Source organism: Pseudarthrobacter cellobiosi, assembly GCF_023913755.1.
GTDB lineage: Bacteria > Actinomycetota > Actinomycetes > Actinomycetales > Micrococcaceae > Arthrobacter > Arthrobacter cellobiosi.
This window is the reverse complement of sequence record NZ_JAMXBJ010000043.1, coordinates 149,494-171,266: the sequence shown is the minus strand read 5'-3', so window position 1 is coordinate 171,266 and position 21,773 is coordinate 149,494. Positions and strand designations below refer to the sequence as shown.

Below are 21,773 nucleotides of genomic sequence, written 5' to 3'. Positions count from 1 at the left end.
GAGCGTTTCGGGGGTTAGGCTGCGTACCCGCGCACGCCGGCGAGCTCGCCTTCGAGGGCAAGCAGCTGGCGTTCGACGGCGGCGGGTGCGGTGCCGCCCTGGGAGTTGCGGCTCTTGAGCGACCCTTCGGTGGACAGGACCGTGCGGACCTCCGGAGTCAGGTGCTCCGAAATGGCGACGTATTCCTCATCCGTCAGATCCCACAGCTCCACATCGCGGCTTTCGGCCTGCTTCACGGCCGCTCCGGAGAGCTCGTGTGCCTCCCGGAACGGAACACCCTGGCGGACCAGCCATTCCGCGATGTCCGTGGCCAGCGCGAAGCCCTGCGGTGCCAGCGACTCCATCCGTTCCGTGTTGAACTTCAGCGTCGCGATCATGCCCGAGACTGCCGGAAGCAGCAGCTCCAGAGTGTCGGCAGCGTCGAAGACCGGCTCTTTGTCTTCCTGCAGGTCGCGGTTGTACGCGAGCGGCAGGCCCTTGAGCGTGGCCAGCAGCCCAGTCAGGTTGCCGATCAGGCGCCCTGCCTTGCCGCGGGCCAGTTCGGCGACGTCGGGGTTCTTCTTCTGCGGCATGATCGAGGAACCGGTGGAGTAGGAATCGTGCAGGGTCACGAAGGAGAACTCCTTGGTGGCCCAGAGAATGACTTCCTCCGAAACGCGGGACAGGTCCACGCCGATCATGGCCGTAACCCACGCAAACTCGGCGAAAACATCGCGCGATGCGGTGCCGTCAATGGAGTTGTGCGTGGCGGAGAAGAAGCCCAGGTCCGCCGCGACGGCCTCCGGGTCGAGGCCCAGCGACGAGCCTGCGAGGGCACCGGAACCGTAAGGCGAAACCCCTGCGCGCTTGTCCCAGTCCTGCAGCCGCTGCACGTCGCGCAGCAGCGCCCAGGCATGGGCCAGCAGGTGGTGGCTGAGCAGGATGGGCTGGGCATGCTGCAGGTGCGTACGCCCGGGCATGGCCACACCCTGGTGGGCCTTGGCCTGGTCCACCAGGGCCTCGATGGTTGCCAGCACACCGCGCGCGATGATCCGGGCGTGGTCACGCAGGAACATGCGGCCCAGCGTGGCCACCTGGTCGTTGCGGGACCGGCCGGCGCGGAGCTTGCCGCCGAGCTGGGTGCCGGCGCGCTCGATCAGGCCGCGTTCCAGTGACCCGTGTACGTCCTCGTCGGACTCGGCCGGAAGATACGCGCCGGAGGCGACGTCGTCATCCAGCCGGCTCAGGGCGTCGAGCATGCCTTCGAGTTCGGCGTCGTCCAGCAGCCCGGCCTTGTGCAGCACGCGGGCGTGCGCCTTGGATCCGGCGATGTCGTAGCGGGCCAGCCGCCAGTCAAAGTGAGTGGACTTGCTCAACGCCGCGAGGGCATCTGCGGGGCCGCCGGCGAACCGGCCACCCCACAGTGCGCCGGTGTTGGTCGCGTCGGATTTCGGGGTTTCGACAGGCTCAACCACCGATATTTACTTCCCTGCGACGCGGATATCGCGGCCGGAGGCAACCTTGGCGGACATGCCCCACAGTTCGATGAAGCCGCGTGCCATGGACTGGTCGAATGTGTCGCCGGTGTCGTAGGTGGCGAGGTCGAAGTCGTAGAGCGAGGTCTCGGAACGGCGTCCGTTGACGATCGCCTGGCCGCCGTGCAGCACCATGCGGATGTCGCCGGTGACGTATTTCTGGGTGTCTTCGATGAAGGCGTCCAGGGAGCGCTTGAGCGGTGAGAACCACTGGCCGTCGTAGACCAGTTCGGCCCAGCGCTGGCCAACAGTGGCCTTGAAGCGGGCCTGCTCGCGTTCGATGGTGATGTCCTCGAGGTGCTTGTGCGCGGTGATCAGCGCCATGGCACCGGGGGCTTCGTAGATTTCGCGGGACTTGATGCCCACGAGGCGGTCTTCGACGACGTCGATCCGGCCCACGCCCTGCGCGCCGGCACGGCGGTTCAGTTCCTTGATGGCCTGCAGCGGGGTGACCCGGACGCCGTCGATCGCTACCGGCACGCCGGCTTCGAAGGAAATGGTGACCTCGTCCGGGGCCGGCGGGAACTCCGGCGTCGCGGTGTAGTCGTAGATGTCCTTGGTGGGCGCGTTCCAGATGTCCTCGAGGTAACCGGTTTCGACGGCGCGTCCCCAGACGTTCTGATCGATCGAGTACGGGTTCTTCTTGGTGGTCTCGATCGGCAGTCCCTTTTCCTCGGCGAAGGCGATGGCCTTGTCGCGGGTGAGGGCGAGGTCGCGGACCGGAGCGATGCACTTCAGGTCCGGGCCGAGGGTCTGGATGCCCACTTCGAAGCGGACCTGGTCGTTGCCTTTGCCGGTGCAGCCGTGGGCCACGGTGGTGGCGCCGAATTCACGGGCGGCCTTGACCAGGTGCTTGACGATGACCGGCCGGGAGATGGCGGAAACCAGCGGGTAGTGGCCCTGGTAGAGGGCGTTGGCCTTCAGCGTGGGCATGCAGTATTCGTCAGCGAACTCATCGGAGGCGTCGGCCACGTAGGCTTCAACGGCGCCGCAGCCCAGTGCGCGCTGGCGGATGGTCTCCAGCGACTCGCCGCCCTGTCCGACGTCGACCGCTACGGCGATGACCTCGGCACCGGTGGCTTCGCCGATCCAGCCGATGGCTACGGAAGTATCGAGGCCACCGGAGTAGGCCAGAACAATACGCTCAGTCACGAAAATGCTCCTAATTGGGGTTGTAGATATTGTCGGGGAAATTCTTCAGGGAAAAACGTTCTGGGGAAAGCCTGTCACACCGGGAGGGTGTTCGGGCGGTGTGGGCCTACTGGCTGCCGCCGGCTTCCTCGGCGAGCTGCAGGAACCGGACCGCGAGGTCCTGCCCGCCCTGCGGATCCCGGGAGACCAGCAGCACGGTGTCGTCACCGGCAATGGTCCCGAGGATGGAGGGCATCACCGAGTGGTCGATGGCCAGGGCCAGGAAGTTGGCCGCACCGGGCGGGGTCCGGAGCACCGCGATGTTGGCCGAGGCTTCCGCCGTGACCAGAAGTTCGCTGCACAGCCGGGCAAGCCTGGCATCCAGGATCTCCTGGCTGACTCCGCTTTTGGCCGCACGTTCGCCGCCCTCGCCGGGGACGGCGTAAACCAGCACGCCTTCCTTGCCGCGGACCCGGACGGCGCCGAGTTCCACGAGGTCCCGGGACAGCGTGGCCTGGGTGACCTGGACGCCGTCGTCCGCCAGCAAAGCGGCCAGCTCCGCCTGGGAGCGCACCGATTCACCCGTCAGGATCGCGGTGATGCGCGCCTGGCGGGCCGTTTTGGTGGCCGGGCTGGAGCCCGGCGATGCCGGCGGGACGGACACTAGTTGCCAACCTCCCGTGGCGCCAGCCCGTCCACCGGCGCCAGCCCGTCCACCGGCGCCAGCCCGTCCACCAGGGCCAGGCCTTCGACGACGGCGAGTCCGGATCGGTGCATCAGCCAGGCCATCAGGGCCTTCTGCGCGTGCAGCCGGTTCTCGGCTTCGTCCCACACGATCGACTGCGGGCCGTCGATGACGCCCGCCGAAATCTCGTAGCCGCGGTAGGCGGGCAGGCAGTGAAGCACGACGGCGTCATCCGCCGCGTGTGCCATAGCCGCCTCATCGACGGAGTACTCCCGGAACAGCTGCAGCCGGGCCTCCTTTTCGGCTTCCTGGCCCATGGAGACCCAGGTGTCCGTGGCCACAACGTCGGCGCCCTTGAGGGCAACGGCGGCGTCGGTGGTGACCAGCACGGAACCGCCGGTCTGGGCGGCGCGCTCCTCGGCCGCGGCAACGATCTCCGCTGCCGGGAGGTAGCCTTCGGGCCCGGCGATGCGGACGTGCATCCCGGCGGTGACCCCGGCCAGCAGGTAGGAGTTGGCCATGTTGTTGGCGGCGTCGCCCAGGTAGCTCATGGTGAGGCCTTTGAGCTCGCCCTTGTGTTCCTTGACGGCGAGCAGGTCCGCCAGGAGCTGGCACGGGTGGTAGTCATCGCACAAGGCGTTGATAACCGGCACCCTGGAGTTCGCCGCCATGGCCACCAGGCCCGAGTGCGCGCCGGTGCGCCACACAATGGTGGAGACCATACGCTCCAGGACCTTGGCGGTGTCCTCGACAGATTCCTTGTGGCCGATCTGCGCCTCGCCCGGGTTGATGATCAGCGCGTTGCCGCCCATGTCCGCGATGCCGGTGGCGAAGGAAACCCGCGTACGGGTGGAGGTCTTATCGAAGATGACGGCCACCGTCTTGCGGCCATTGCCCTCCCCGGCAAAGGGCTGCACGCTGTACGGCGCTGCCTTCATGCGGACGGCCAGGTCCAGGACCTCGGCCTGCTCGGCGGGGCTCAGGTCCGTGTCCTTCAGGAAGTGGCGTGTGGTGCTGGCTGTGCCGGCGGAAGAAACTACAGGGGTCACTGCGCGTCCTTAGCTGTCTGGAGGAGTGCCGGGAGGGCGGCGAGGAAGGTGCCGGCCTGGTCCTTGGTGAGGATCAGCGGCGGGGCGAGCCGGATGGTGTGCGGGCCGGGGCTGTTGACGATGAAACCGGCGTCAAGGCCTGCGGTCACGACGGCGGGAGCCACGTCGGCGTCCAGGTCGAAGCCGATCAGCAGGCCTTCGCCGCGGACTTCGGTGACGCCGTCGACGGCGGCGAGGCCGGTGCGGAGGTAGTCCCCCACAAGTGCAACGTTTTCCAGGACCCGCTGGCTTTCGATCGCGTGCAGCGTGGCCAGCGCGGCCGCCGTCGCCACCGGGTTGCCGCCGAAGGTGGTGCCGTGCTGGCCCGCGGACAGCAGCGACGACGTCCGCTCACCGAACGTGAGAAGCGCACCGATGGGGAAGCCGCCGCCGAGGCCCTTGGCCAGGGTGACGGCGTCCGGAACAATCCCGGCGTCCTCCGTCGCGAGCCATTTGCCGGTGCGGCCGATACCGGTCTGGACCTCGTCCAGGATCAGCAGGGCGCCGGCCTTTGTGGTCGCTTCGCGGGCTGCCTTCAGGTAGCCAGGAGGCAGGGGCCGAACTCCGGCTTCGCCCTGGATGGGCTCCAGGAAAACGGCGGCCACGGTTTCGTCGATGGCTGCTTCCAGGGCCGCGACGTCGCCGAACGGGATGTGGACCACTCCGCCGGGCAAAGGCTCAAACGGTAGGCGGTAGGCTTTCTTCGCGGTCAGGGCCAGGGCACCCATAGTGCGCCCGTGGAAGGCTCCCTCGAGGGCGATGATCTTGGTGCGCTTGCCCGTGGTGCCGTCCGGGCCGGCTCCGTTGCGCCGGGCCAGCTTGAAGGCCGCTTCGTTGGCTTCGGTGCCGGAATTTGTGAAGAACACCTTGGAGCCCGCCGGGGCGTGCGTCAGCGCCAACAGCTTTTCGGCCAGCGCGATCTGCGTGGGGCTGGTGAAGAAATTGGAGACATGGCCCAGGGTGGCCAGCTGGCTCGAAATCACGGACGTGACAAACGGATGGGCGTGGCCCAGGGCGTTGACGGCAATACCGCCGAGCAGGTCCAGGTATTCCTTCCCGTCGGCGTCCCAGACCAGGCAGCCGGCACCACGGACCAGGACACGCTGCGGCGTGCCAAAGACACCCATCAGGGACGTGGAGTAGCGCGCGAGCCAGTCCGCCCCGCTGGTGTGGCCCTTGGTTTCGACAAGCTCAACCACCGGGCTCTGGTGATCGAGCTTGTCGAGATCTTCGACGTTACTCATGAATCTTCCTCTGTATCGGGGACAACCTGCGTGCCTATGCCCGCCGTCGTGAATGTTTCCAGGAGCATCGAGTGCGGCAGGCGGCCGTCCACGATGTGCGCGCGTTCCACTCCGCCGTCAATCGCCTTGAGGCACGCTTCCATCTTGGGGATCATGCCCGATTCCAACGACGGCAGCAGCTGGCGCAGCTCCGAGGCTGTCAGGGAGGAGATGAGGGAGGACCGGTCCGGCCAGTTGGCGTACAGTCCTTCGACATCGGTGAGGATCACCAGTTTGGAGGCCCCCAGGGCTTCGGCGAGGGCCGCTGCAGCAGTATCCGCGTTGACGTTCAGGACCTGGCCGGTGGTCTGGACCTCTCCGGCTGCCGTCTCGAGGCCGTCGGACTCGATTTCCGGTGCCACGGTGGAGATGACCGGGATGCGGCCCGCGGCCAGGATGTCCAGGATGCCCTCGGGGTTCACGCCGACAACTTCGCCCACCAGGCCCAGGTCCACTTCCTCGCCGTCAATGACGGTGCCGGTCCGGACGGCACGGAGCAGGCCGCCGTCTTCCCCGGACATTCCCACCGCGTAGGGGCCGTGGGAGTTGATCAGGCCCACCAGTTCGCGGCCCACCTGGCCGGTGAGGACCATCCGGACCACGTCCATGGCTTCGGGCGTGGTGACGCGGAGGCCGCCTTTGAACTCGGACTCGATGCCCAGCCGCGCCAGCATGGAGTTGATCTGCGGACCGCCGCCGTGGACCACCACGGGGTGGATGCCCACATGGTGCAGGAACACCACGTCTTCGGCGAAGGCACGGCGCAGTTCCTCGTTGACCATGGCGTTGCCGCCGTATTTGATCACCATGGTGGTGCCGGCGAACCGCTGGATCCAGGGCAGCGCCTCGATCAGCGTGCCGGCCTTGCTTTGGGCATCACTCATGGACGTCGTTTCACGGGTCTGGGTGTTCATGCGTGCAGTATCTCCAGGGTTGCTGGTGGATCTAGCTTGAGGATCAGCTTGAGTAGGCGCTGTTCTCGTGGACGTAGTCGTGAGTGAGGTCGTTGGTCCAGATGGTGGCTTCGGCGTCACCGGACTGCAGGTCAATTTCCACCAGTACTTCGCGGGGTTCCAGGTCCACCAGGTTTCGGTCGTCGCCGATGCTGCCGTTGCGGCAGATCTGGATGCCGTTGATGGCCACGTTGAGCTGGTCCGGTTCGAACATGGCGTCCGTGGTGCCCACAGCGGACAGCACGCGGCCCCAGTTGGGGTCCTTGCCGAAAATGGCTGCCTTGAACAGGTTGGACCGGGCCACGGAGCGGCTGACCGTTTCGGCGTCCCGCTCGCTGGCCGCGTTGAACGTGCGGATGGCGATATCGTGGCTGGCGCCTTCGGCGTCCCCGATCAGCTTGCGCGCCAGTTCGGCGCATACCTGGGTCAGCCCGCCACCAAAGGCTTCCGCGGACGGGACGGCGCCTGACGCGCCGGAGGCCAGCAGCACCACGGTGTCATTGGTGGACATGCAGCCGTCCGAATCAGCCCGGTCGAAGGTGACGCGCGTGGCGTCGCGGAGAACGATGTCGAGCATTTCCGCTTCGACGTCGGCGTCAGTGGTAAGGACTACCAGCATGGTGGCCAGGCCGGGTGCCAGCATGCCGGCGCCCTTGGCGATGCCGCCGATGGTGAACTCCTGGCCGTCGGCGTCCGTGCCGATGAACAGTGCGGACTTGGGGACCGAGTCTGTGGTCATGATGGCGTTGGCCGCATCCGGCCCGCCGTCCGTGCTGAGCGCTGCCGAGGCAGCCTCGACGCCCGGGAGGATCTTGTCCATGGGCAGCTGCTCGCCGATCAGGCCGGTGGAACAGACAAACACGTCCGTCGCGGAGATGCCGAGGACCGCGGCCACTTTTTCGGCCGTGCTGTGGGTGTTCTGGAACCCCTGGGGACCGGTACAGGCGTTGGCACCGCCGGAGTTGAGGACCACTGCGTCCACGCGGCCGTCCGAGACCACCTGGCGGGACCAGTGGACGGGGGCCGCGGCCACGCGATTGCTGGTGAAGACGGCGGCCGCCGCCTTCGACGGGCCGTCGTTGACCACCAGGGCGAAGTCCGGCTTGCCGGAGGTCTTGAGGCCGGCGGTGACGCCGGCGGCGCGGAATCCCAGGGGGGCGGTAACGGTCACGGTGCAACTCCCTGCAGGTTGAGGCCGGCGGTTTCCGGCAGGCCAAGCGCAATATTCATGGACTGCACGGCGCCGCCTGCAGTCCCCTTGGTGAGGTTATCAATGACGCACGTCACAATCACGCGGCCGGTGTGTTCATCCAGTGCCAACTGCATAGCGGCGTGGTTGGAGCCCTGGACGGACTTGGTGGCGGGCCACTGCCCTTCCGGCAGCAAGTGGACAAACGGTTCGTCGTCGTAGGCATCCGCCCACGCCTGGCGAAGGTCCGCCGCGGTGGTGCCGGGCTTGACCGCCGCGGTGGCCGTGGTGAGGATGCCGCGGCTCATCGGTGCGAGCGTCGGGGTGAAGGACACGGTGACACTCTCCCCGGCAGCATTGGAGAGGCCCTGCTCGATCTCCGGCGTGTGGCGGTGGCCGCCGCCTACGCCGTAGGGGCTCATGGAGCCCATCACCTCAGAACCGATGAGGTTCACTTTCGCGGCCTTGCCCGCACCAGAGGTGCCGGAAGCGGAAACAATCACGACGTCGTCGGGCTGGAGCAGCTTGGCGGCGAACCCGGGCGCCAGGGCCAGGAGGGCCGACGTCGGGTAGCAGCCCGGGACGGCGATCCGCGTGGCGCCCTTGAGGGCCTCGCGCTGGCCGGGGAGCTCCGGCAGACCGTAGGGCCACGTTCCGGCGTGGGCCGTGCCGTAGAACTTTTCCCACGCGGTTGGATCTTCGAGGCGGTGGTCCGCGCCGGCGTCGATCACTACGGTGCCCTCCGGGAGCTGTGCCGCGATCTCGGCGGAAGCACCGTGCGGAAGTGCCAGGAACACGACATCGTGCCCGGACAGATTCTCCACGGTGGTGTCTTCCAGGATGCGGCTGGCCAGTCCGTGCAGGTGCGGCTGCAGCTCGCCAAGGCGGGAGCCTGCATTGCTGTGCGCGGTGATGGCACCGATGGTCACGTCCGGATGTCCGGCCAGGAGCCGCAGGACTTCTCCCCCGGCGTAGCCGCTGGCCCCGGAGACGGCAACAGAAATAGTCATGCCGTGAATCTTACAGCAAAAGTATTCAGTGTGCCCGATATTTATGCATCGGCGTTACATCGATTCCCAGGACCGGTGGACAAGCAGGGCGTAAGCTGGAGTGAGGGTGATCTTGACCGTGCAGTCCGAATGTCGGCTGCAGCGTTGCCCGAAACAGTTACGAGGCCCCGCTCCATGACCACCACCCTTCCCACGTCAGAGCGCCCTAAATCGCGTGTCCGGCAGCCCAACGCCGTTGTCCTGAGCTATTCGGAGCTGTTGATGAGCGTCAAGGCTGAAGGCCTGCTGGAACGCCGCGTCGGTTTCTACATCACGCTCTTTGCCAGCCTGGTACTCCTCATGGCCGCCACCTGGTTCGGGTTTGCCCTGATCGGCGACAGCTGGTTCCAGCTCCTTATCGCCGCGGCCGTCGGGGTCCTCTGCACACAGCTGAGTTTCCTGGCCCACGAGGCCGGGCACCGCCAGATCTTCGCGTCGCGCCGGGCCAACGACTGGACCGCCCGGATCCTGGCCACCTCGGTTGCCGGCATGAGCTATTCCTGGTGGGAGCAGAAGCACGGCGCCCACCACAACCACCCCAACGTCATTTCGAAGGATCCGGACATTGCCACGGGGGCCATCGCCTTCCACACCGAAGGTGCCGCCACCCGGCAGGGCCGGTTTTCGTTCCTGACCCGCAAGCAGGGCTGGTTCTTCTTCCCGTTGCTGTTCCTTGTTGGCCTGGGGCTGCAGATCGATTCCGTGAAGTTCGTCTTCCGCCGGGCCAAGGTGACACACCGATGGGTAGAGCTTCCCATTTTGCTGGTCCGGCTCAGCCTCCTGCCCGCGCTCGCTTTTACGTTCCTGCCGCTCGGAATGGCGTTCGCCTTCATCGGCGTGCAACTCGCCGTCTTCGGTTTCTACATGGGCGCTTCCTTCGCGCCGAACCACAAGGGCATGCCGGTCCTGCCCGCGGACAGCCGCGTGGACTTCTTCAGCCGCCAGGTCCTGACGTCACGGAACATCTCCGGCGGCCGGTTTATGGACATCCTGCTCGGCGGCCTTAACCGCCAGGCTGAGCACCACCTCTTCCCGGACATGGCACGCCCCCAACTGGATAAGGCAGCCAAGATCGTCCGCGAGTACTGCAAGAAGCACCAGGTACCCTACACGGAAACCACGCTGCTGCAGTCCTACGGCATCATCGTCCGCTACCTGAACGATGTAGGCCTTGCTGCAGGACGCCACTTCGAGTGCCCCATGGCAACGGTGACCCGGCGGTTCTAGCACGCACCCCGAGCCACGCGGGCTCCCAGACTCTGCCCCGTATGACCCGAAGCGACGGCCAGCTACCGGCCGTCGCTTCGTCGTCGGTAGCGGTATCCCTAGGATGGTCAGAGACACCGGCCGCGGGAAACCCCCGCCCGGAGAGGAGACCTTTTATGCAAGCCATCGTTGCCCGCCAGTCCGGAGGTCCGGAAGTCCTCGAGCTTGCCGAGGTGGACCGTCCGACGCCGGGCCCTGGCCAGTTGCTCATCAAGGTGGCGGCAGCCGGGGTGAACTTCATCGACACCTACCAGCGCGGGGGCATGTACCAGGTCCCGTTCCCCTTTACGCCTGGCTCGGAAGCCGCTGGGACTGTAGAGGAGCTCGGCGAGGGCGTCGAAAACTTCGCAGTTGGCAGCAGGGTGGCCACGGCCGAGGGCACTAAATGCTACGCCGGCTACGCGGTGCTCGATGCGGCCAAGGCACTTCCGGTGCCGGACGGCGTCGACGACCTGACGGCGGCTGCCTTGCCGCTCCAAGGCATGACCGCCCACTACCTCATCAATTCCTCCTTCAAGGTCGAACCGGGCCACACAGTACTGACGCACGCCGGCGCCGGCGGCGTCGGCCTGCTGCTGATCCAACTGCTGAAGGAGAGGGGCGCCCGCGTCATCACGACGGTTTCCTCGGCGGCCAAGGAAGAACTTGCCCGCGATGCCGGGGCCGACCACGTGTTGCGCTACGAGGGCTTTCCCCACCATGTCCGCGAGCTCACCAACGGGAAGGGCGTGGACGCGGTGTACGACGGGGTGGGCCGCAACACTTTTGACGGCTCCCTCTCCTGCCTTCGCACGAGAGGCACGCTGGTCCTGTTCGGGGCAGCCTCGGGAGCCGTTCCGCCGGTGGATCCGCAGCGTCTCAATGCGGGCGGGTCGCTGACGTTGACCCGCCCGTCCCTGGCCCACTTCCTGCTCAACGAGCAGGAGCGCCGCTGGCGGTCGGCGGAGATCTTCGCCGCCGCAGAAAAGGGGCGCCTGTTGGTCCGGATCGGTGCCACCTACCCCCTGGCCGAGGCGCGACGCGCCCACGAGGACCTCGAAGGCCGGCGTACCACGGGCAAGGTCCTGCTGGTTCCCTGATGGATACAAGCACACGCGTGAAAAAAACATGAGTCTTCAACTAATCTTGGAACCTTCCGTTCACTTTACTCAGGCAGAATCCGTCCGTGAGTGAGCATCAGTCAACCGTCGCCGCATCCCTGCCGGAAGATCCCTACCGCCCCCAGCTGGCCGGTTTGCCCCTGGCCCCGCCCGAGCGGACCCTCATGGCCATCCTGGCGGACTCGGCCGCGCGTTTCCCGGAGGCCTCAGCGCTCGACGACGGCCGGCGTTCCCTGAGCTACGCCGACCTGATGGCCGCGGTCCGGGCCAAAGGACGGGAGCTCCAGGCCGCCGGGCTGGGCGCCGGCGACAGGATAGGTGTGCGGATTCCGTCCGGGACCAGCGAGCTCTACATCTCGATTCTCGCTATCCTGCACATCGGTGCCGCCTACGTTCCTGTGGACGCCGACGACCCTGAGGAACGTGCTCGGCTCGTCTTCGGTGAGGCTGGTGTAGCCGCAGTTCTCACGGGTGGGGCCGCGGTCTCCGTGCCTGACTCCCCGGAACCCGCTGAACGTAGTCACGCCGAAAGCCGTTCTGCCGAGCCCGGCGATGACGCGTGGGTGATCTTTACCTCCGGTTCCACCGGCACGCCCAAGGGCGTCGCGGTCCAGCACCGCTCCGCCGCCGCCTTTGTTGACGCCGAAGCCCGGATCTTCCTGCAAGCGGAGCCCCTCGGCCCGCATGACAGGGTACTGGCAGGGCTTTCCGTCGCCTTTGATGCCTCGTGTGAGGAAATGTGGCTTGCCTGGCGTCATGGCGCCTGCCTGGTGCCCGCACCGCGGGCCCTGGTCAGGACCGGAACGGACCTCGGCCCGTGGCTCATCAGCCACGGCATCACCGCAGTGTCCACCGTTCCTACGCTGGCTGCCCTCTGGCCGGCCGAGTCCCTGGAGAGCGTCCGGCTCCTGATTTTCGGCGGCGAGACCTGCCCGCCCGAGCTGGCCGAGCGGCTTGCCGTCCCGGGCCGTGAAGTCTGGAACACCTACGGCCCCACGGAGGCCACGGTAGTGGCCTGCGCGGCTCCCCTGGGTGGCCCCGGTCCGGTCCGGATCGGACTGCCCCTGGACGGCTGGGACCTGGCAGTGGTGGATGCTGAAGGACTGCCCGTCGGCGAAGGGGAGATCGGCGAACTGATTATCGGCGGCGTCGGACTGGCCCGTTACCTTGACCCGGACAAGGACCGGGTCAAGTACGCGCCCATGCCGTCCTTCGGCTGGGATCGCGCCTACCGTTCGGGCGACCTGGTCCGCTTCGAAGCCGCCGGACTGATCTTTGTGGGCCGCGCCGACGAACAGGTCAAGCTCGGTGGACGCCGGATCGAACTGGGCGAAATTGACGCCGCCCTGCAGGCCCTCCCGCACGTTGCCGGAGCCGCGGCGGCAGTACGGACAACCGCTGCGGGCAACCAGATCCTGGTGGGCTACCTGGCCGCCGCCGACCCTGACCTGGATCTGGTGGCCGCCCGCGAACTCCTGGCAGCGAGCCTCCCCGCGCCGCTCATTCCGCTGCTGACCGTCGTCGACTCCCTGCCTACCAAAACCAGCGGCAAGGTGGACCGCCATGCCCTGCCCTGGCCGCTGACCGGGACCGGCGCGGCGGAGGCCGACGCTGCCCCCTTGAACCTGCCCGAAGATGCCTCCTGGGTGACCGAACAGTGGACTGCAGTCCTTGGCAGCACCGTAACAAGCCTCGACGCCGACTTCTTCGCCTACGGCGGCGGCTCCCTGTCCGCTGCCCAGCTGGTCTCAGCCCTCAGGGTCCGGTACCCGACCATCACGGTCGCCGACATCTATGCCACACCCAGGATCGGTGCCCTGATCGATGCGGCCCGCCAGACCCTTCCCGACGGAGTGGCCACCGGACCTGCGCCGTCCCGGACTGTACGCCCCACCGCGTTCAAGTCCCAGGTCTTCCAGACGCTGATGGGCATTCCCTTGCACATCCTGGTGGGAATGCGCTGGCTGACCTACCTCATGGCGGCCAACAACGTGCTGGCCGCGTTGGCCGGCTTCAGCGCTGCCCCCACCGTTTCCTGGTGGTGGGTGGCCGCCTCCTGGCTCGTCTTCGTCTCCCCGGCCGGCCGGATGCTGATTTCCGTGGCCGCGGCCCGGATGCTGCTCCGGAAGGTGGGGCCCGGAACGTACCCGCGCTCCGGACGGGTGCACCTGCGCCTCTGGCTGGCCGAACAGATCCAGGACCTCGCCGGGGCCATCAGCCTCGCCAGCGCACCATGGGTGCCGTACTACGCCCGGGCGTTGGGCGCCAAGATCGGCAACAACGTCCAACTGCACTCGCTGCCGCCTGTCACCGGGATGCTTTCCCTGGGCAGTGGCTCCAACGTCGAGCCTGAGGTGGATCTTTCCGGCTGGTGGATCGACGGGGATATCGTCCACATCGGGGCCGTCCGTATCGGGGCAGGAGCCAGCGTCGGGGCGCGCAGCACGCTGATGCCCGGCGCTTCCATCGGCGCCGAAGCCCAGGTGGAGCCCGGCTCGGCCGTCCTCGGCAAGGTGAAGGCCGGCCACCACGTTGCCGGCTCCCCCGCCGAGCGCCGGGGCAAGGCCAAGCACTCGCTGCCGGACACTCCTGCAGAACATCGGCTGATTGGCCGGCTCTGGTTCGCCGGATTCGCCGTGGCTTCCGCCGTGCTGGCCCTGATTCCCTACGTGTCTGCCACTGCCGCGGCATTGGTGGTCTTTGCCTTCATCCAGGGCAGCAAATCACTCTCCGCAGCCGTCCCGCAGCTCTTGCTCGCCCTCGCACCCGCGGCCCTTGTGTGGTTCGTCGTCAACCTCCTGCTGATTTTGGCCAGCACCCGCTTGCTCGGAATCGGCCTGGCGGAGGGCTACTACCGCGTCCGCAGCCGGATCGGCTGGCAGGTCTGGGCCACGGAACGTGTGCTGGACCTGGCCCGCGACCTGCTCTTCCCTGTTTATGCCAGTCTCTTCACTCCGGTCTGGCTGCGCCTGCTCGGTGCCAAGATCGGCAAGAACGTCGAAGCCTCCACGGTCCTGCTCATCCCCAAGATGACCACCGTAGGCGAGGGCGCTTTCCTGGCCGACGACACCATGGTGGCCTCCTACGAGCTCGACGGCGGGTGGCTGCGGATTGCGCCCGCGAAGATCGGCAAACGCTCCTTCCTGGGCAACTCGGGCATGACCGCAGCCGGCCGGAATGTCCCCAAGAACTCCCTTGTCGCCGTCCTGTCGGCCACACCGGCCAAGGCCAAGTCCGGGACATCCTGGCTGGGCAGCCCGCCTGTGCGGCTCCGGCGCACCGCCATCGCCTCGGACGACACCCGCACCTACCAGCCGCCGCTGCGGCTCAAGTTTGCCCGCTGCCTCTGGGAACTGGGCCGCTTCATCCCCGTGGTGGTAACGGTGGCGATCGCCGCCGGCGTGATGCTTGCTTTTGACTGGCTGGCTGCCGCCTACAACTACGGGATTGCCGCAGCCCTGGGCGGCGTCGTGATGCTGCTGGCGGGCGCGGTGGCCGCGGGCAGCGCCGTCGTCGCCAAATGGGTCCTCGTGGGCCGGATCCGTGCCGGCGAGCATCCACTCTGGAGCTCGTTCATTTGGCGCAACGAGGTGGTGGATACGTTTATCGAAATGGTGGGCGCCCCCTGGTTCGCGCGGGCAGCCACCGGAACCCCGGCCCTGGTCTGGTGGCTCCGGGCGCTCGGCGCGCGGATCGGCCGCGGCACGTGGTGCGAAAGCTACTGGCTTCCCGAAGCGGACCTGGTCACCCTCGGGCGGAACTCCACGGTCAACCGTGGCTGTGTGGTCCAGACGCACCTGTTCCATGACCGGGTCATGAGCCTGGACACTGTTACCCTCGAAGACGGAGCAACCATGGGGCCCCACGGCGTCATCCTGCCGCAGGCGAGCATCGGCAGCGGTGGAACTGTAGGACCGGCGTCGCTGGTGATGCGGGGCGAATCTGTTCCCGCCGCGACCTATTGGATGGGCAACCCGGTGAGCCCCTGGAGTGGTCCCGCAGCGTCCGCTCCCAAACCACGCTAGCCCCGCAGTACCAGCTGTCCTGCCGCCCTACGCTGATCGGAAAGACCGTCTTATGAGTTCCCCCGCACCGAGCCCCATGGCCGCGAGTACCGGCCCTGCACGCAACTCGGAGCACGGCGCATCTGCGCCTGACCCCTATATGCCCGGCCATGGCACGAACGCGTACAAGGTCAGCCGCTACGAACTGGACATTGACTACAAGCTCAGCAATAACCGCCTGAGCGGGCGCGCGGTCCTGAACGCAGTCACGCAGTACGCGACGGCGGCCCTCGTGCTGGACCTTACCGGGCTCCGGGCCACGAAGATCCAGCTCAGCGGGCGCCGGGTAAAGAAGTTCAGCCAGCGCGCAGGGCAGTTGGTCATTGTGCCCGAGGCCGCGCTGCCGGCGGGCGAGGAATTTACTCTCGACATCCGCTACGAAGGCAACCCTGGTCCCCGGCGCGGGTTCTGGGGCGAGGTGGGCTGGGAGGAACTCACCGACGGCGTCCTTGTGGCCGGCCAGCCGAACGGTGCCGCCTCATGGTTCCCGTGCAACGACCACCCCGGTGACAAGGCCAGCTACCGGATCAGTGTGACCACCGACGCCAATTACCGGGCCGTGTGTAACGGCACCCTGATCTCCCACACCGGCAGGGCAAGCCGCGAGACCTGGGTCTACGAACAGACCGAGCCCATGGCCACCTACCTTGCCACGGTCCAGATCGGCCGGTATGAGTTCCTCGCCCTGACTCCCTTCCCCGTGGACGGGCAGGTTCCGCAGTTCGCCGCCGTCCCGCCGCTGTTGGTCGATGCGGCCCGCGAAGGCCTGGCGAGGCAGCCTGAGATGATGCGCACCTTTGCCAACTGTTTCGGGCCCTACCCTTTCCCTGAATACTCTGTGGTGGTGACCGAAGACGAGCTGGAAATACCGCTCGAAGCGCAGACGCTCTCCATTCTGGGCCGGAACCACCTGACGCAGGAGTGGGAATCCCAGCGGCTCATCGCCCACGAGCTCGCGCACCAGTGGTTCGGGAACTCCCTCACTGCCGCATCCTGGTCGGACATCTGGCTCCACGAGGGCTTCGCGTGCTACGCGGAGTGGATCTGGTCGGAGGAGGCGGGCGTCCTTCCTGTCGCGAACCGGGCCGCCGCAGCCTGGCGGAAGCTGGCCGCCGGCAGCCAGGACATCATCGTGGGCGACCCCGGACCGGAGCTGATGTTTGATGACCGCGTCTACAAGCGGGGCGCCCTGGCCCTCCATGCTCTGCGGATCCGTTGCGGCGACCTGGCATTCTTTGCGCTGCTGCACGACTGGACGGATGCCCACCGTCACGGTTCAGTGTCCACGGCGGCCTTTATCCTCGCCGCGGACCGGGCCACCGGCCTCGACACCGAGGCGCTGCTTCACCCGTGGCTGCTCGAGGCAGCACTTCCGCCGCTGCCAGTGCGCTGACAGGCAGAGTGCGCTGGCAGGCCGCCGCTGCATTCGGCCGGTGCGCTAGCTGCCGCCGCGCGAAACCGCGACGGCGGCGCGAAATTTGAGCGGGAGGCCCGCCTCGCCGGCGGCCAGGTCCCGGATTTCCGGGCGCGACAAAACGTCGAGAGTGTCCGGCGCCGTGGCGAGACCGTCGCCCGTCATCTTGAGCCAGGCTTCCTTGCGCGCCCAGAGCCGTGCCCGCGCCTGAAGCAGCAGGGGCCCGGCCATCCCGGCCAGGGCCGCGCGCTCGGCGGCGGTGAGGGCCACGCCGTCGAACCCCTCAAAGGCCATGCCGGACGGGTCCGCCAGGTCCAGGCCCATCGTGACTCCGGCAGGTGGATCCACCACGGCGCCCAACAGGATCCACCCGGAACTACGGGACAGGCTCAGCGCGAGCGGCAGCGGCTCTCCCCTGAGCGTATAGCCCGGCCTGCCGTGCGATAGCTCGGGGCCGGAGCCGCACCGGGGGCAGCTGAAGTGAGTGGTGAGGTCAGACGCCGGGACGTCCAGCAATTCTGCTGCGAACCTTCGCAGGGCACGCCGGCCAGCGACAAAAACGGCCCGCGGGCCGGGTGCCAGGGCAGCTGCGCGGGCCAGCTCGGCGGGCCCCAGAACTATTGACTGGCGGCCCGCCGTCGGATCCTGCCCTCCCTGTAATCCGAGAGACCAGGACCGCAGAACCGGCACTGGCGCCACCGGCCCCGCCATCTCTGGTCCCGGCCCTGCCATCCGGATCCGTGCTTAGCGCTGGACGGCGCCGAAGCGCTCTGCCGCCAGGGCCACAGCGCTTTCGCGCGCAGCCGAGGCTTCATCGGCCGTCAGCGTCCGGTCCGATGCCCGGAAACGCAAGCCGAAGGCCAGCGATTTCTTGCCTTCTTCAATACCCTTGCCGGCGTAGACGTCGAACAGCGCCACGTCCTCCAGCAGCTCGCCGGCGCCTTCGCGGAGCGCCTCGAGGACCTGGTCCGCGGGAATGTCCTGCGGCACCACCAGGGCAACGTCCTGGGTGGCCACCGGGAACGTGGAGATGTGGCGGGCCACAATCACATCCGCGGCTGCCTCGAACAGCGCATCCGCGTTGAATTCCAGCGCCACCGAACGGGCAGGCATGTCGTGCGCGGCCAGGAGCTTCGGGTGCAGCTCGCCGGCGTAACCCACTACTTCACCGGTCCGCAGCGAGAGCTGCGCGGCACGGCCCGGGTGGAACGCCTGGTGCGCACCCTGGCTGACCACAACCTCCACACCCAGGACGTCCCCGGCGAGCCGCGCGATGTCCAGCGCGTCGGACCAGTCCCACAAGCGCGGCGTGTGGCCGGCGGCAGCGGGTGAATCGTGGCCCGTGAGGACAGCGGCGACGTACAGCGGCTGGTCCGGAACGCCGTCGTACAGTGCATCCAGCACCTCGTCGGAAGGCTTGACGCCCAGCGGCGGGATGGACGGCGTGCCCACGGTCTCGCCCGGTAGGAAAACGAGGCCCGACTCGAAGAGCGCCAGGTCGCGGAAGCCGCGGGAGTAGTTCCGCTTGGCCACCTCGATGAGCCCGGGGAGGATGGACGTGCGCAGGAAGCCGTGTTCCTCGCTGATCGGGTTCGCCAGCTTGACCGCGCTCCGGGCAGCACCCAGCTCGGCGACGCCGAATGTGTCGTTGGCCGCCTTGGAGACGAACGGGTAGGCGAGGACTTCGGTCAGACCGGCGTCAGCCAGTGACTGGATGAGCCGACGGCGCTGCTGTTGCACGCGGGTCAGGCCACGTCCCGGAGGGGCCACCGGAAGGGTGGCGGGGATGTTGTCGTAGCCCACCAGCCGCGCGATTTCCTCGGAAAGGTCTTCCTTGGTTTCCAGGTCGTTGCGCCAGCTGGGGGCGGTAACGGTCCAGCCGCCGTCCGCTTTTTCCACCACGGCACCCAGGTCCACTAGCGAGGTGGTGATCTGTTCTTCCGTGAAATCGATGCCGATCCGCTGGGCGGCGAAGGCTGCCGGCAGCGCGATGGTCACGGCGTCCGGCGCGGTCCCGACGTCGGTCCCCGCCTGGTCGGCAACCCCACCGGCGAGTTCCACCAGGAGGTCAACAACACGCTGGGCGGCTATGTCCGCCACGTGCCAGTCGACGCCGCGCTCGAAGCGCTTGGACGCCTCGGACGGCAGCTTGTGCCGGCGGCGGGAACGGCCAATGGACACCTCGTCGAAGTGCGCCGCTTCCACCAGGACGTTCGACGTCGAATCGCTCACCTCGGTGGCTGCGCCGCCCATCACGCCGGCAATGCCGATCGCGCCGGAACTGTCGGTGATGAGGAGGTCCTCGACGTCGAGCGTGCGCTCCTTGTCGTCCAGGGTGGTGATCTTCTCCCCCGCCACGGCACGCCGGACCACGATGTCGCCGGACAGCTTGTCCAGGTCATAGCAGTGTGTGGGCTGGCCAAGCTCGAGCATCACGTAGTTGGAAATGTCCACGGGCAGGGAGATGGAGCGGATCCCGGCAAGCCGCAGCCGCGAGGTCATCCACGGGGGCGTCGGCTTGGTGGCGTCGACGCCACGGACGGTGCGGGCCACGAAACGGTCGCAGCCAGGCTTGCCGTAGATGGGAGCGTCGTCGTTGAGCTTGACGCCGTAGCCACCGGAAAGTTCCGACGGGGCCTGGACCTTGGTAGCGGGGTCCGTGAATACGGTGCCGGTGGCGTGGGCGTATTCACGGGCCACACCACGGATGGAGAACGCGTAGCCGCGGTCCGGGGTCACGTTGATCTCGGCTGCCTGGTCATAGAGGCCGAGCAGTTCCATGGCGTCCGTGCCGATTTCCGGATCAAGCCCGATGCGGGACAGGACCAGGATGCCGTCGTGGTCCTCTCCGATGCCAAGCTCGCGGACGGAGGCGATCATGCCGGCGGACAGGTGGCCGTAGGTCTTCCGGGCGGAGATCCGGAAGTCGCCGGGCAGGACCGCGCCGGGCAGGGTGACCACTACTTTGTCGCCCTCAACGAAGTTGTGGGCGCCGCAGATGATCCCCTGCACGCCGGACGGGTCGATGCCTTCGCCGGTCAGGGTCTGTTCCTGGCCTTCGGGGACAACCCGGACCTGGCACCAGTTGATGGTTTTACCGTTGGTCTGGGGCTCCTTGACGATGCTCAGGACCTGGCCCACCACAACCGGACCCTGAAGGGTGTCCGTGGGGCGGTGAACGTCCTCTTCTTCAAAACCGACCTTGACCAGTTCGGCCATCACGTCTTCGGCCGTTGCTCCGGCCGGTACTGCTGCGAATTCACGCAGCCAGGAAAGTGGGATACGCACTGTTAGATCTCCATCCCGAAGTGCTCGCTGAAACGTACATCGCCTTCGATCATGTCGCGCATGTCGCCCACCTCGTTGCGGAACATCAGGGTGCGCTCGATGCCCATGCCAAAGGCAAAACCTGAATAGATGTCAGGGTCGATGCCCGCCGCGCGGAGCACGTTGGGGTTGACCATGCCGCAGCCGCCCCACTCGATCCACCGCGGGCCGCCCTTGGCGCCCGGGTGCCAGATGTCCAGCTCGGCGGACGGCTCGGTAAACGGGAAGTAGTTGGGGCGCAGCCGGATCTGGGCTTCGTCGCCGAACATCTGCCGGGCGAAGTGCTCCAGTGTTCCGCGGAGGTCTGCCATGCTCAGGCGCTTGTCGATGGCCAGGCCCTCGAACTGGTGGAACACCGGGGTGTGCGTGGCGTCAAGCTCGTCGGTGCGGAACACCTTGCCGGGGCACAGCACGTAGATCGGCACTTCGCGTTCCAGCATGGAGCGGACCTGGACCGGCGAGGTGTGGGTACGCATCAGGAGGTGCGCCTCGGGCGGCTCCACGAAGAACGTGTCCTGCATTTCGCGGGCCGGATGGTCCGGCTTGAAGTTGAGCGCGTCGAAGTTGAACCACTCGGATTCAACCTCGGGGCCTTCGGCGATTTCCCAGCCCATGCCAACAAAGATGTCCGCCACTCGGTCCTGCAGGGTGGAGAGCGGGTGCCGTGCTCCGGCCCGACGACGGCGCGGCGCGGCAGTGACGTCCACTGTCTCTTCCAGCAGGATCCGGGCGTCGTTTTGAGCTTCCAGCTCGGCCGTGCGGTCCGCGAGCGCCTTGTTGACCCGGCCCCGGGATGAGCCCATGAGCTTTCCGGCTACGGCTTTCTGGTCTTTCGGCAGGCCGCCGATCTCCCGGTTGGCCAGGCTGAGCGGTGACTTCTCACCGGTGTGGGCCAGCCTCACCGCCTTGAGTTCGTCAAGGGAGCCAGCGCCGGCGATGGCGGCGATGGCCTGGTCTACAGCGGCGGTGATGGCGGCTTCATCCGTAGGGTTCGGGATGGCGGCGCCCGGCAAAGTTTCAGTCATCTACTGTTCTTAGCTACGAGTCGGGGCTGCCGGTGAGCGGTGCAGCCGTGCGCGGTTTCCCCGCAGCGCATCCGTCACTGGCAGGTCATTCCGTGAATCCATGCTTGATGAATGCACTCGATGACCAGGTCAGGGCACACCGGTCAAAACTGGCGGCCACTATCCTCCAGTCTAAGTGAAGGCTCCGGCTACCATGGCCTCATGACACCAGGGCAGGGCCGGGCAGCCGCGCAGCTGTTGACGCCGGGGCAGCGGGTACGGCAGTTCGCCAACCTGGCCAACGGCACTACCCTGCTGGGCCTGGCCGTTGCCGCGGCTGCGGGAACCGCCGTCAGCAAAGGCCCCCGCGGGCTGGTCATAGCGTCCGGCTACCGGTGGCGCATTCCGTTTGCGGGGGCTTTCACCCTGGGCAACGTGGTCATCTGCCGGATCCGGACTGAAGAACTGACGTCCAATCCGGCGCTTCTGGGGCATGAGGAAAAGCACTGCAGCCAGTACGCCTACTGCCTGGGGCTGCCCTTCCTTCCGCTGTATTTCCTGGCCGCCGGCTGGTCGCAGCTCCGGACGGGCAATCCGGCGTCGGCAAATTTCTTCGAGCGGCAGGCCGGCCTGGCAGCCGGCGGTTACGTTGACATCAGGACACCAAAGCCGGCGCCGCATGGGGCCGGCAGAATCGAGGTCTGAC

At 67.2% G+C, this 21,773-nt stretch carries 16 protein-coding genes; 5 read left to right on the top strand and 11 right to left on the bottom strand.

Annotation, left to right across the window (positions count from 1 at the left end):
* Positions 1 to 14: 14 nt before the first annotated feature.
* The 8 genes from argH to argC form a co-directional block, all read right to left on the bottom strand.
* Positions 15 to 1,454, bottom strand: a complete 1,440-nt coding sequence (argH, locus tag NG696_RS10410) for an argininosuccinate lyase (RefSeq protein ID WP_252575342.1) — start codon at positions 1,452 to 1,454, stop codon at positions 15 to 17.
* 6 nt (positions 1,455 to 1,460) lie between these two features.
* The gene (locus NG696_RS10405) at positions 1,461 to 2,666 is read right to left on the bottom strand and encodes an argininosuccinate synthase (protein ID WP_252564679.1); all 1,206 of its coding nucleotides are present in this window, start codon (positions 2,664 to 2,666) and stop codon (positions 1,461 to 1,463) included.
* Positions 2,667 to 2,772: 106 nt separating this feature from the next.
* On the bottom strand, positions 2,773 to 3,309 hold the full coding sequence (locus NG696_RS10400; protein ID WP_111906510.1) for an arginine repressor: 537 nt from the start codon (positions 3,307 to 3,309) through the stop codon (positions 2,773 to 2,775).
* The gene (gene argF, locus NG696_RS10395) at positions 3,309 to 4,379 is read right to left on the bottom strand and encodes an ornithine carbamoyltransferase (protein ID WP_252575341.1); all 1,071 of its coding nucleotides are present in this window, start codon (positions 4,377 to 4,379) and stop codon (positions 3,309 to 3,311) included. Before argF ends, NG696_RS10400 begins: the two co-directional genes overlap by 1 nt.
* Positions 4,376 to 5,662 carry an acetylornithine transaminase gene (locus NG696_RS10390; protein WP_252575340.1) on the bottom strand — a complete coding sequence of 429 codons (1,287 nt, stop codon included), beginning with the start codon at positions 5,660 to 5,662 and terminating at the stop codon, positions 4,376 to 4,378. Before NG696_RS10390 ends, argF begins: the two co-directional genes overlap by 4 nt.
* The gene (gene argB, locus NG696_RS10385) at positions 5,659 to 6,615 is read right to left on the bottom strand and encodes an acetylglutamate kinase (protein ID WP_252564685.1); all 957 of its coding nucleotides are present in this window, start codon (positions 6,613 to 6,615) and stop codon (positions 5,659 to 5,661) included. Before argB ends, NG696_RS10390 begins: the two co-directional genes overlap by 4 nt.
* A gap of 43 nt (positions 6,616 to 6,658) precedes the next feature.
* Positions 6,659 to 7,825, bottom strand: coding sequence for a bifunctional glutamate N-acetyltransferase/amino-acid acetyltransferase ArgJ (gene argJ, locus NG696_RS10380; protein ID WP_252564686.1), 1,167 nt, complete (start codon positions 7,823 to 7,825; stop codon positions 6,659 to 6,661).
* The gene (argC, locus tag NG696_RS10375; RefSeq protein WP_252564688.1) at positions 7,822 to 8,853 is read right to left on the bottom strand and encodes an N-acetyl-gamma-glutamyl-phosphate reductase; all 1,032 of its coding nucleotides are present in this window, start codon (positions 8,851 to 8,853) and stop codon (positions 7,822 to 7,824) included. Before argC ends, argJ begins: the two co-directional genes overlap by 4 nt.
* Positions 8,854 to 9,027: 174 nt before the next feature.
* On the opposite strand from argC, the gene NG696_RS10370 reads away from it, so the two are divergent.
* From NG696_RS10370 to NG696_RS10355, 4 genes are all read left to right on the top strand, one after another.
* Positions 9,028 to 10,119 (top strand): fatty acid desaturase family protein, encoded by a 1,092-nt coding sequence (locus NG696_RS10370; protein ID WP_252575339.1) that lies wholly within the window; start codon positions 9,028 to 9,030, stop codon positions 10,117 to 10,119.
* A 155-nt stretch (positions 10,120 to 10,274) separates the two neighbouring features.
* Positions 10,275 to 11,237 carry a quinone oxidoreductase family protein gene (locus tag NG696_RS10365; protein ID WP_252575338.1) on the top strand — a complete coding sequence of 321 codons (963 nt, stop codon included), beginning with the start codon at positions 10,275 to 10,277 and terminating at the stop codon, positions 11,235 to 11,237.
* Between the two features lie 185 nt (positions 11,238 to 11,422).
* Positions 11,423 to 15,283 carry a Pls/PosA family non-ribosomal peptide synthetase gene (locus NG696_RS10360; RefSeq protein WP_252575351.1) on the top strand — a complete coding sequence of 1,287 codons (3,861 nt, stop codon included), beginning with the start codon at positions 11,423 to 11,425 and terminating at the stop codon, positions 15,281 to 15,283.
* Positions 15,284 to 15,359: 76 nt separating this feature from the next.
* The gene (locus tag NG696_RS10355) at positions 15,360 to 16,715 is read left to right on the top strand and encodes a M1 family metallopeptidase (RefSeq protein ID WP_374208650.1); all 1,356 of its coding nucleotides are present in this window, start codon (positions 15,360 to 15,362) and stop codon (positions 16,713 to 16,715) included.
* Between the two features lie 45 nt (positions 16,716 to 16,760).
* Here NG696_RS10355 and NG696_RS10350 read toward each other — a convergent pair whose 3' ends face one another.
* From NG696_RS10350 to pheS, 3 genes are read right to left on the bottom strand one after another with little or no spacing between them, the layout of a single operon-like run.
* Positions 16,761 to 17,435, bottom strand: coding sequence for a 4'-phosphopantetheinyl transferase family protein (locus NG696_RS10350; protein ID WP_252575337.1), 675 nt, complete (start codon positions 17,433 to 17,435; stop codon positions 16,761 to 16,763).
* Between the two features lie 45 nt (positions 17,436 to 17,480).
* Complete coding sequence (gene pheT / locus NG696_RS10345; protein WP_252575336.1) at positions 17,481 to 20,024, bottom strand: phenylalanine--tRNA ligase subunit beta; 2,544 nt, start codon at positions 20,022 to 20,024, stop codon at positions 17,481 to 17,483.
* Between the two features lie 2 nt (positions 20,025 to 20,026).
* A complete protein-coding gene (gene pheS, locus NG696_RS10340) occupies positions 20,027 to 21,088 on the bottom strand; it encodes a phenylalanine--tRNA ligase subunit alpha (RefSeq protein WP_252575335.1) in 1,062 nt (353 codons plus the stop codon).
* Between the two features lie 201 nt (positions 21,089 to 21,289).
* On the opposite strand from pheS, the gene NG696_RS10335 reads away from it, so the two are divergent.
* On the top strand, positions 21,290 to 21,772 hold the full coding sequence (locus NG696_RS10335) for a hypothetical protein (RefSeq protein WP_252575334.1): 483 nt from the start codon (positions 21,290 to 21,292) through the stop codon (positions 21,770 to 21,772).
* The last annotated feature ends 1 nt before the right edge of the window (position 21,773 follow it).

Coding starts and splice junctions, on each gene's coding strand:
- argB (WP_252564685.1), bottom strand. CDS start 6,615: ATGAACACCCAGACCCGTGAAACGACGTCCATGAGTGATGCCCAAAGC.
- NG696_RS10360 (WP_252575351.1), top strand. CDS start 11,423: ATGGCCATCCTGGCGGACTCGGCCGCGCGTTTCCCGGAGGCCTCAGCG.
- NG696_RS10355 (WP_374208650.1), top strand. CDS start 15,360: ATGGCCGCGAGTACCGGCCCTGCACGCAACTCGGAGCACGGCGCATCT.
- NG696_RS10335 (WP_252575334.1), top strand. CDS start 21,290: ATGACACCAGGGCAGGGCCGGGCAGCCGCGCAGCTGTTGACGCCGGGG.
- pheS (WP_252575335.1), bottom strand. CDS start 21,088: ATGACTGAAACTTTGCCGGGCGCCGCCATCCCGAACCCTACGGATGAA.
- NG696_RS10390 (WP_252575340.1), bottom strand. CDS start 5,662: ATGAGTAACGTCGAAGATCTCGACAAGCTCGATCACCAGAGCCCGGTG.
- NG696_RS10365 (WP_252575338.1), top strand. CDS start 10,275: ATGCAAGCCATCGTTGCCCGCCAGTCCGGAGGTCCGGAAGTCCTCGAG.
- argC (WP_252564688.1), bottom strand. CDS start 8,853: ATGACTATTTCTGTTGCCGTCTCCGGGGCCAGCGGCTACGCCGGGGGA.
- NG696_RS10370 (WP_252575339.1), top strand. CDS start 9,028: ATGACCACCACCCTTCCCACGTCAGAGCGCCCTAAATCGCGTGTCCGG.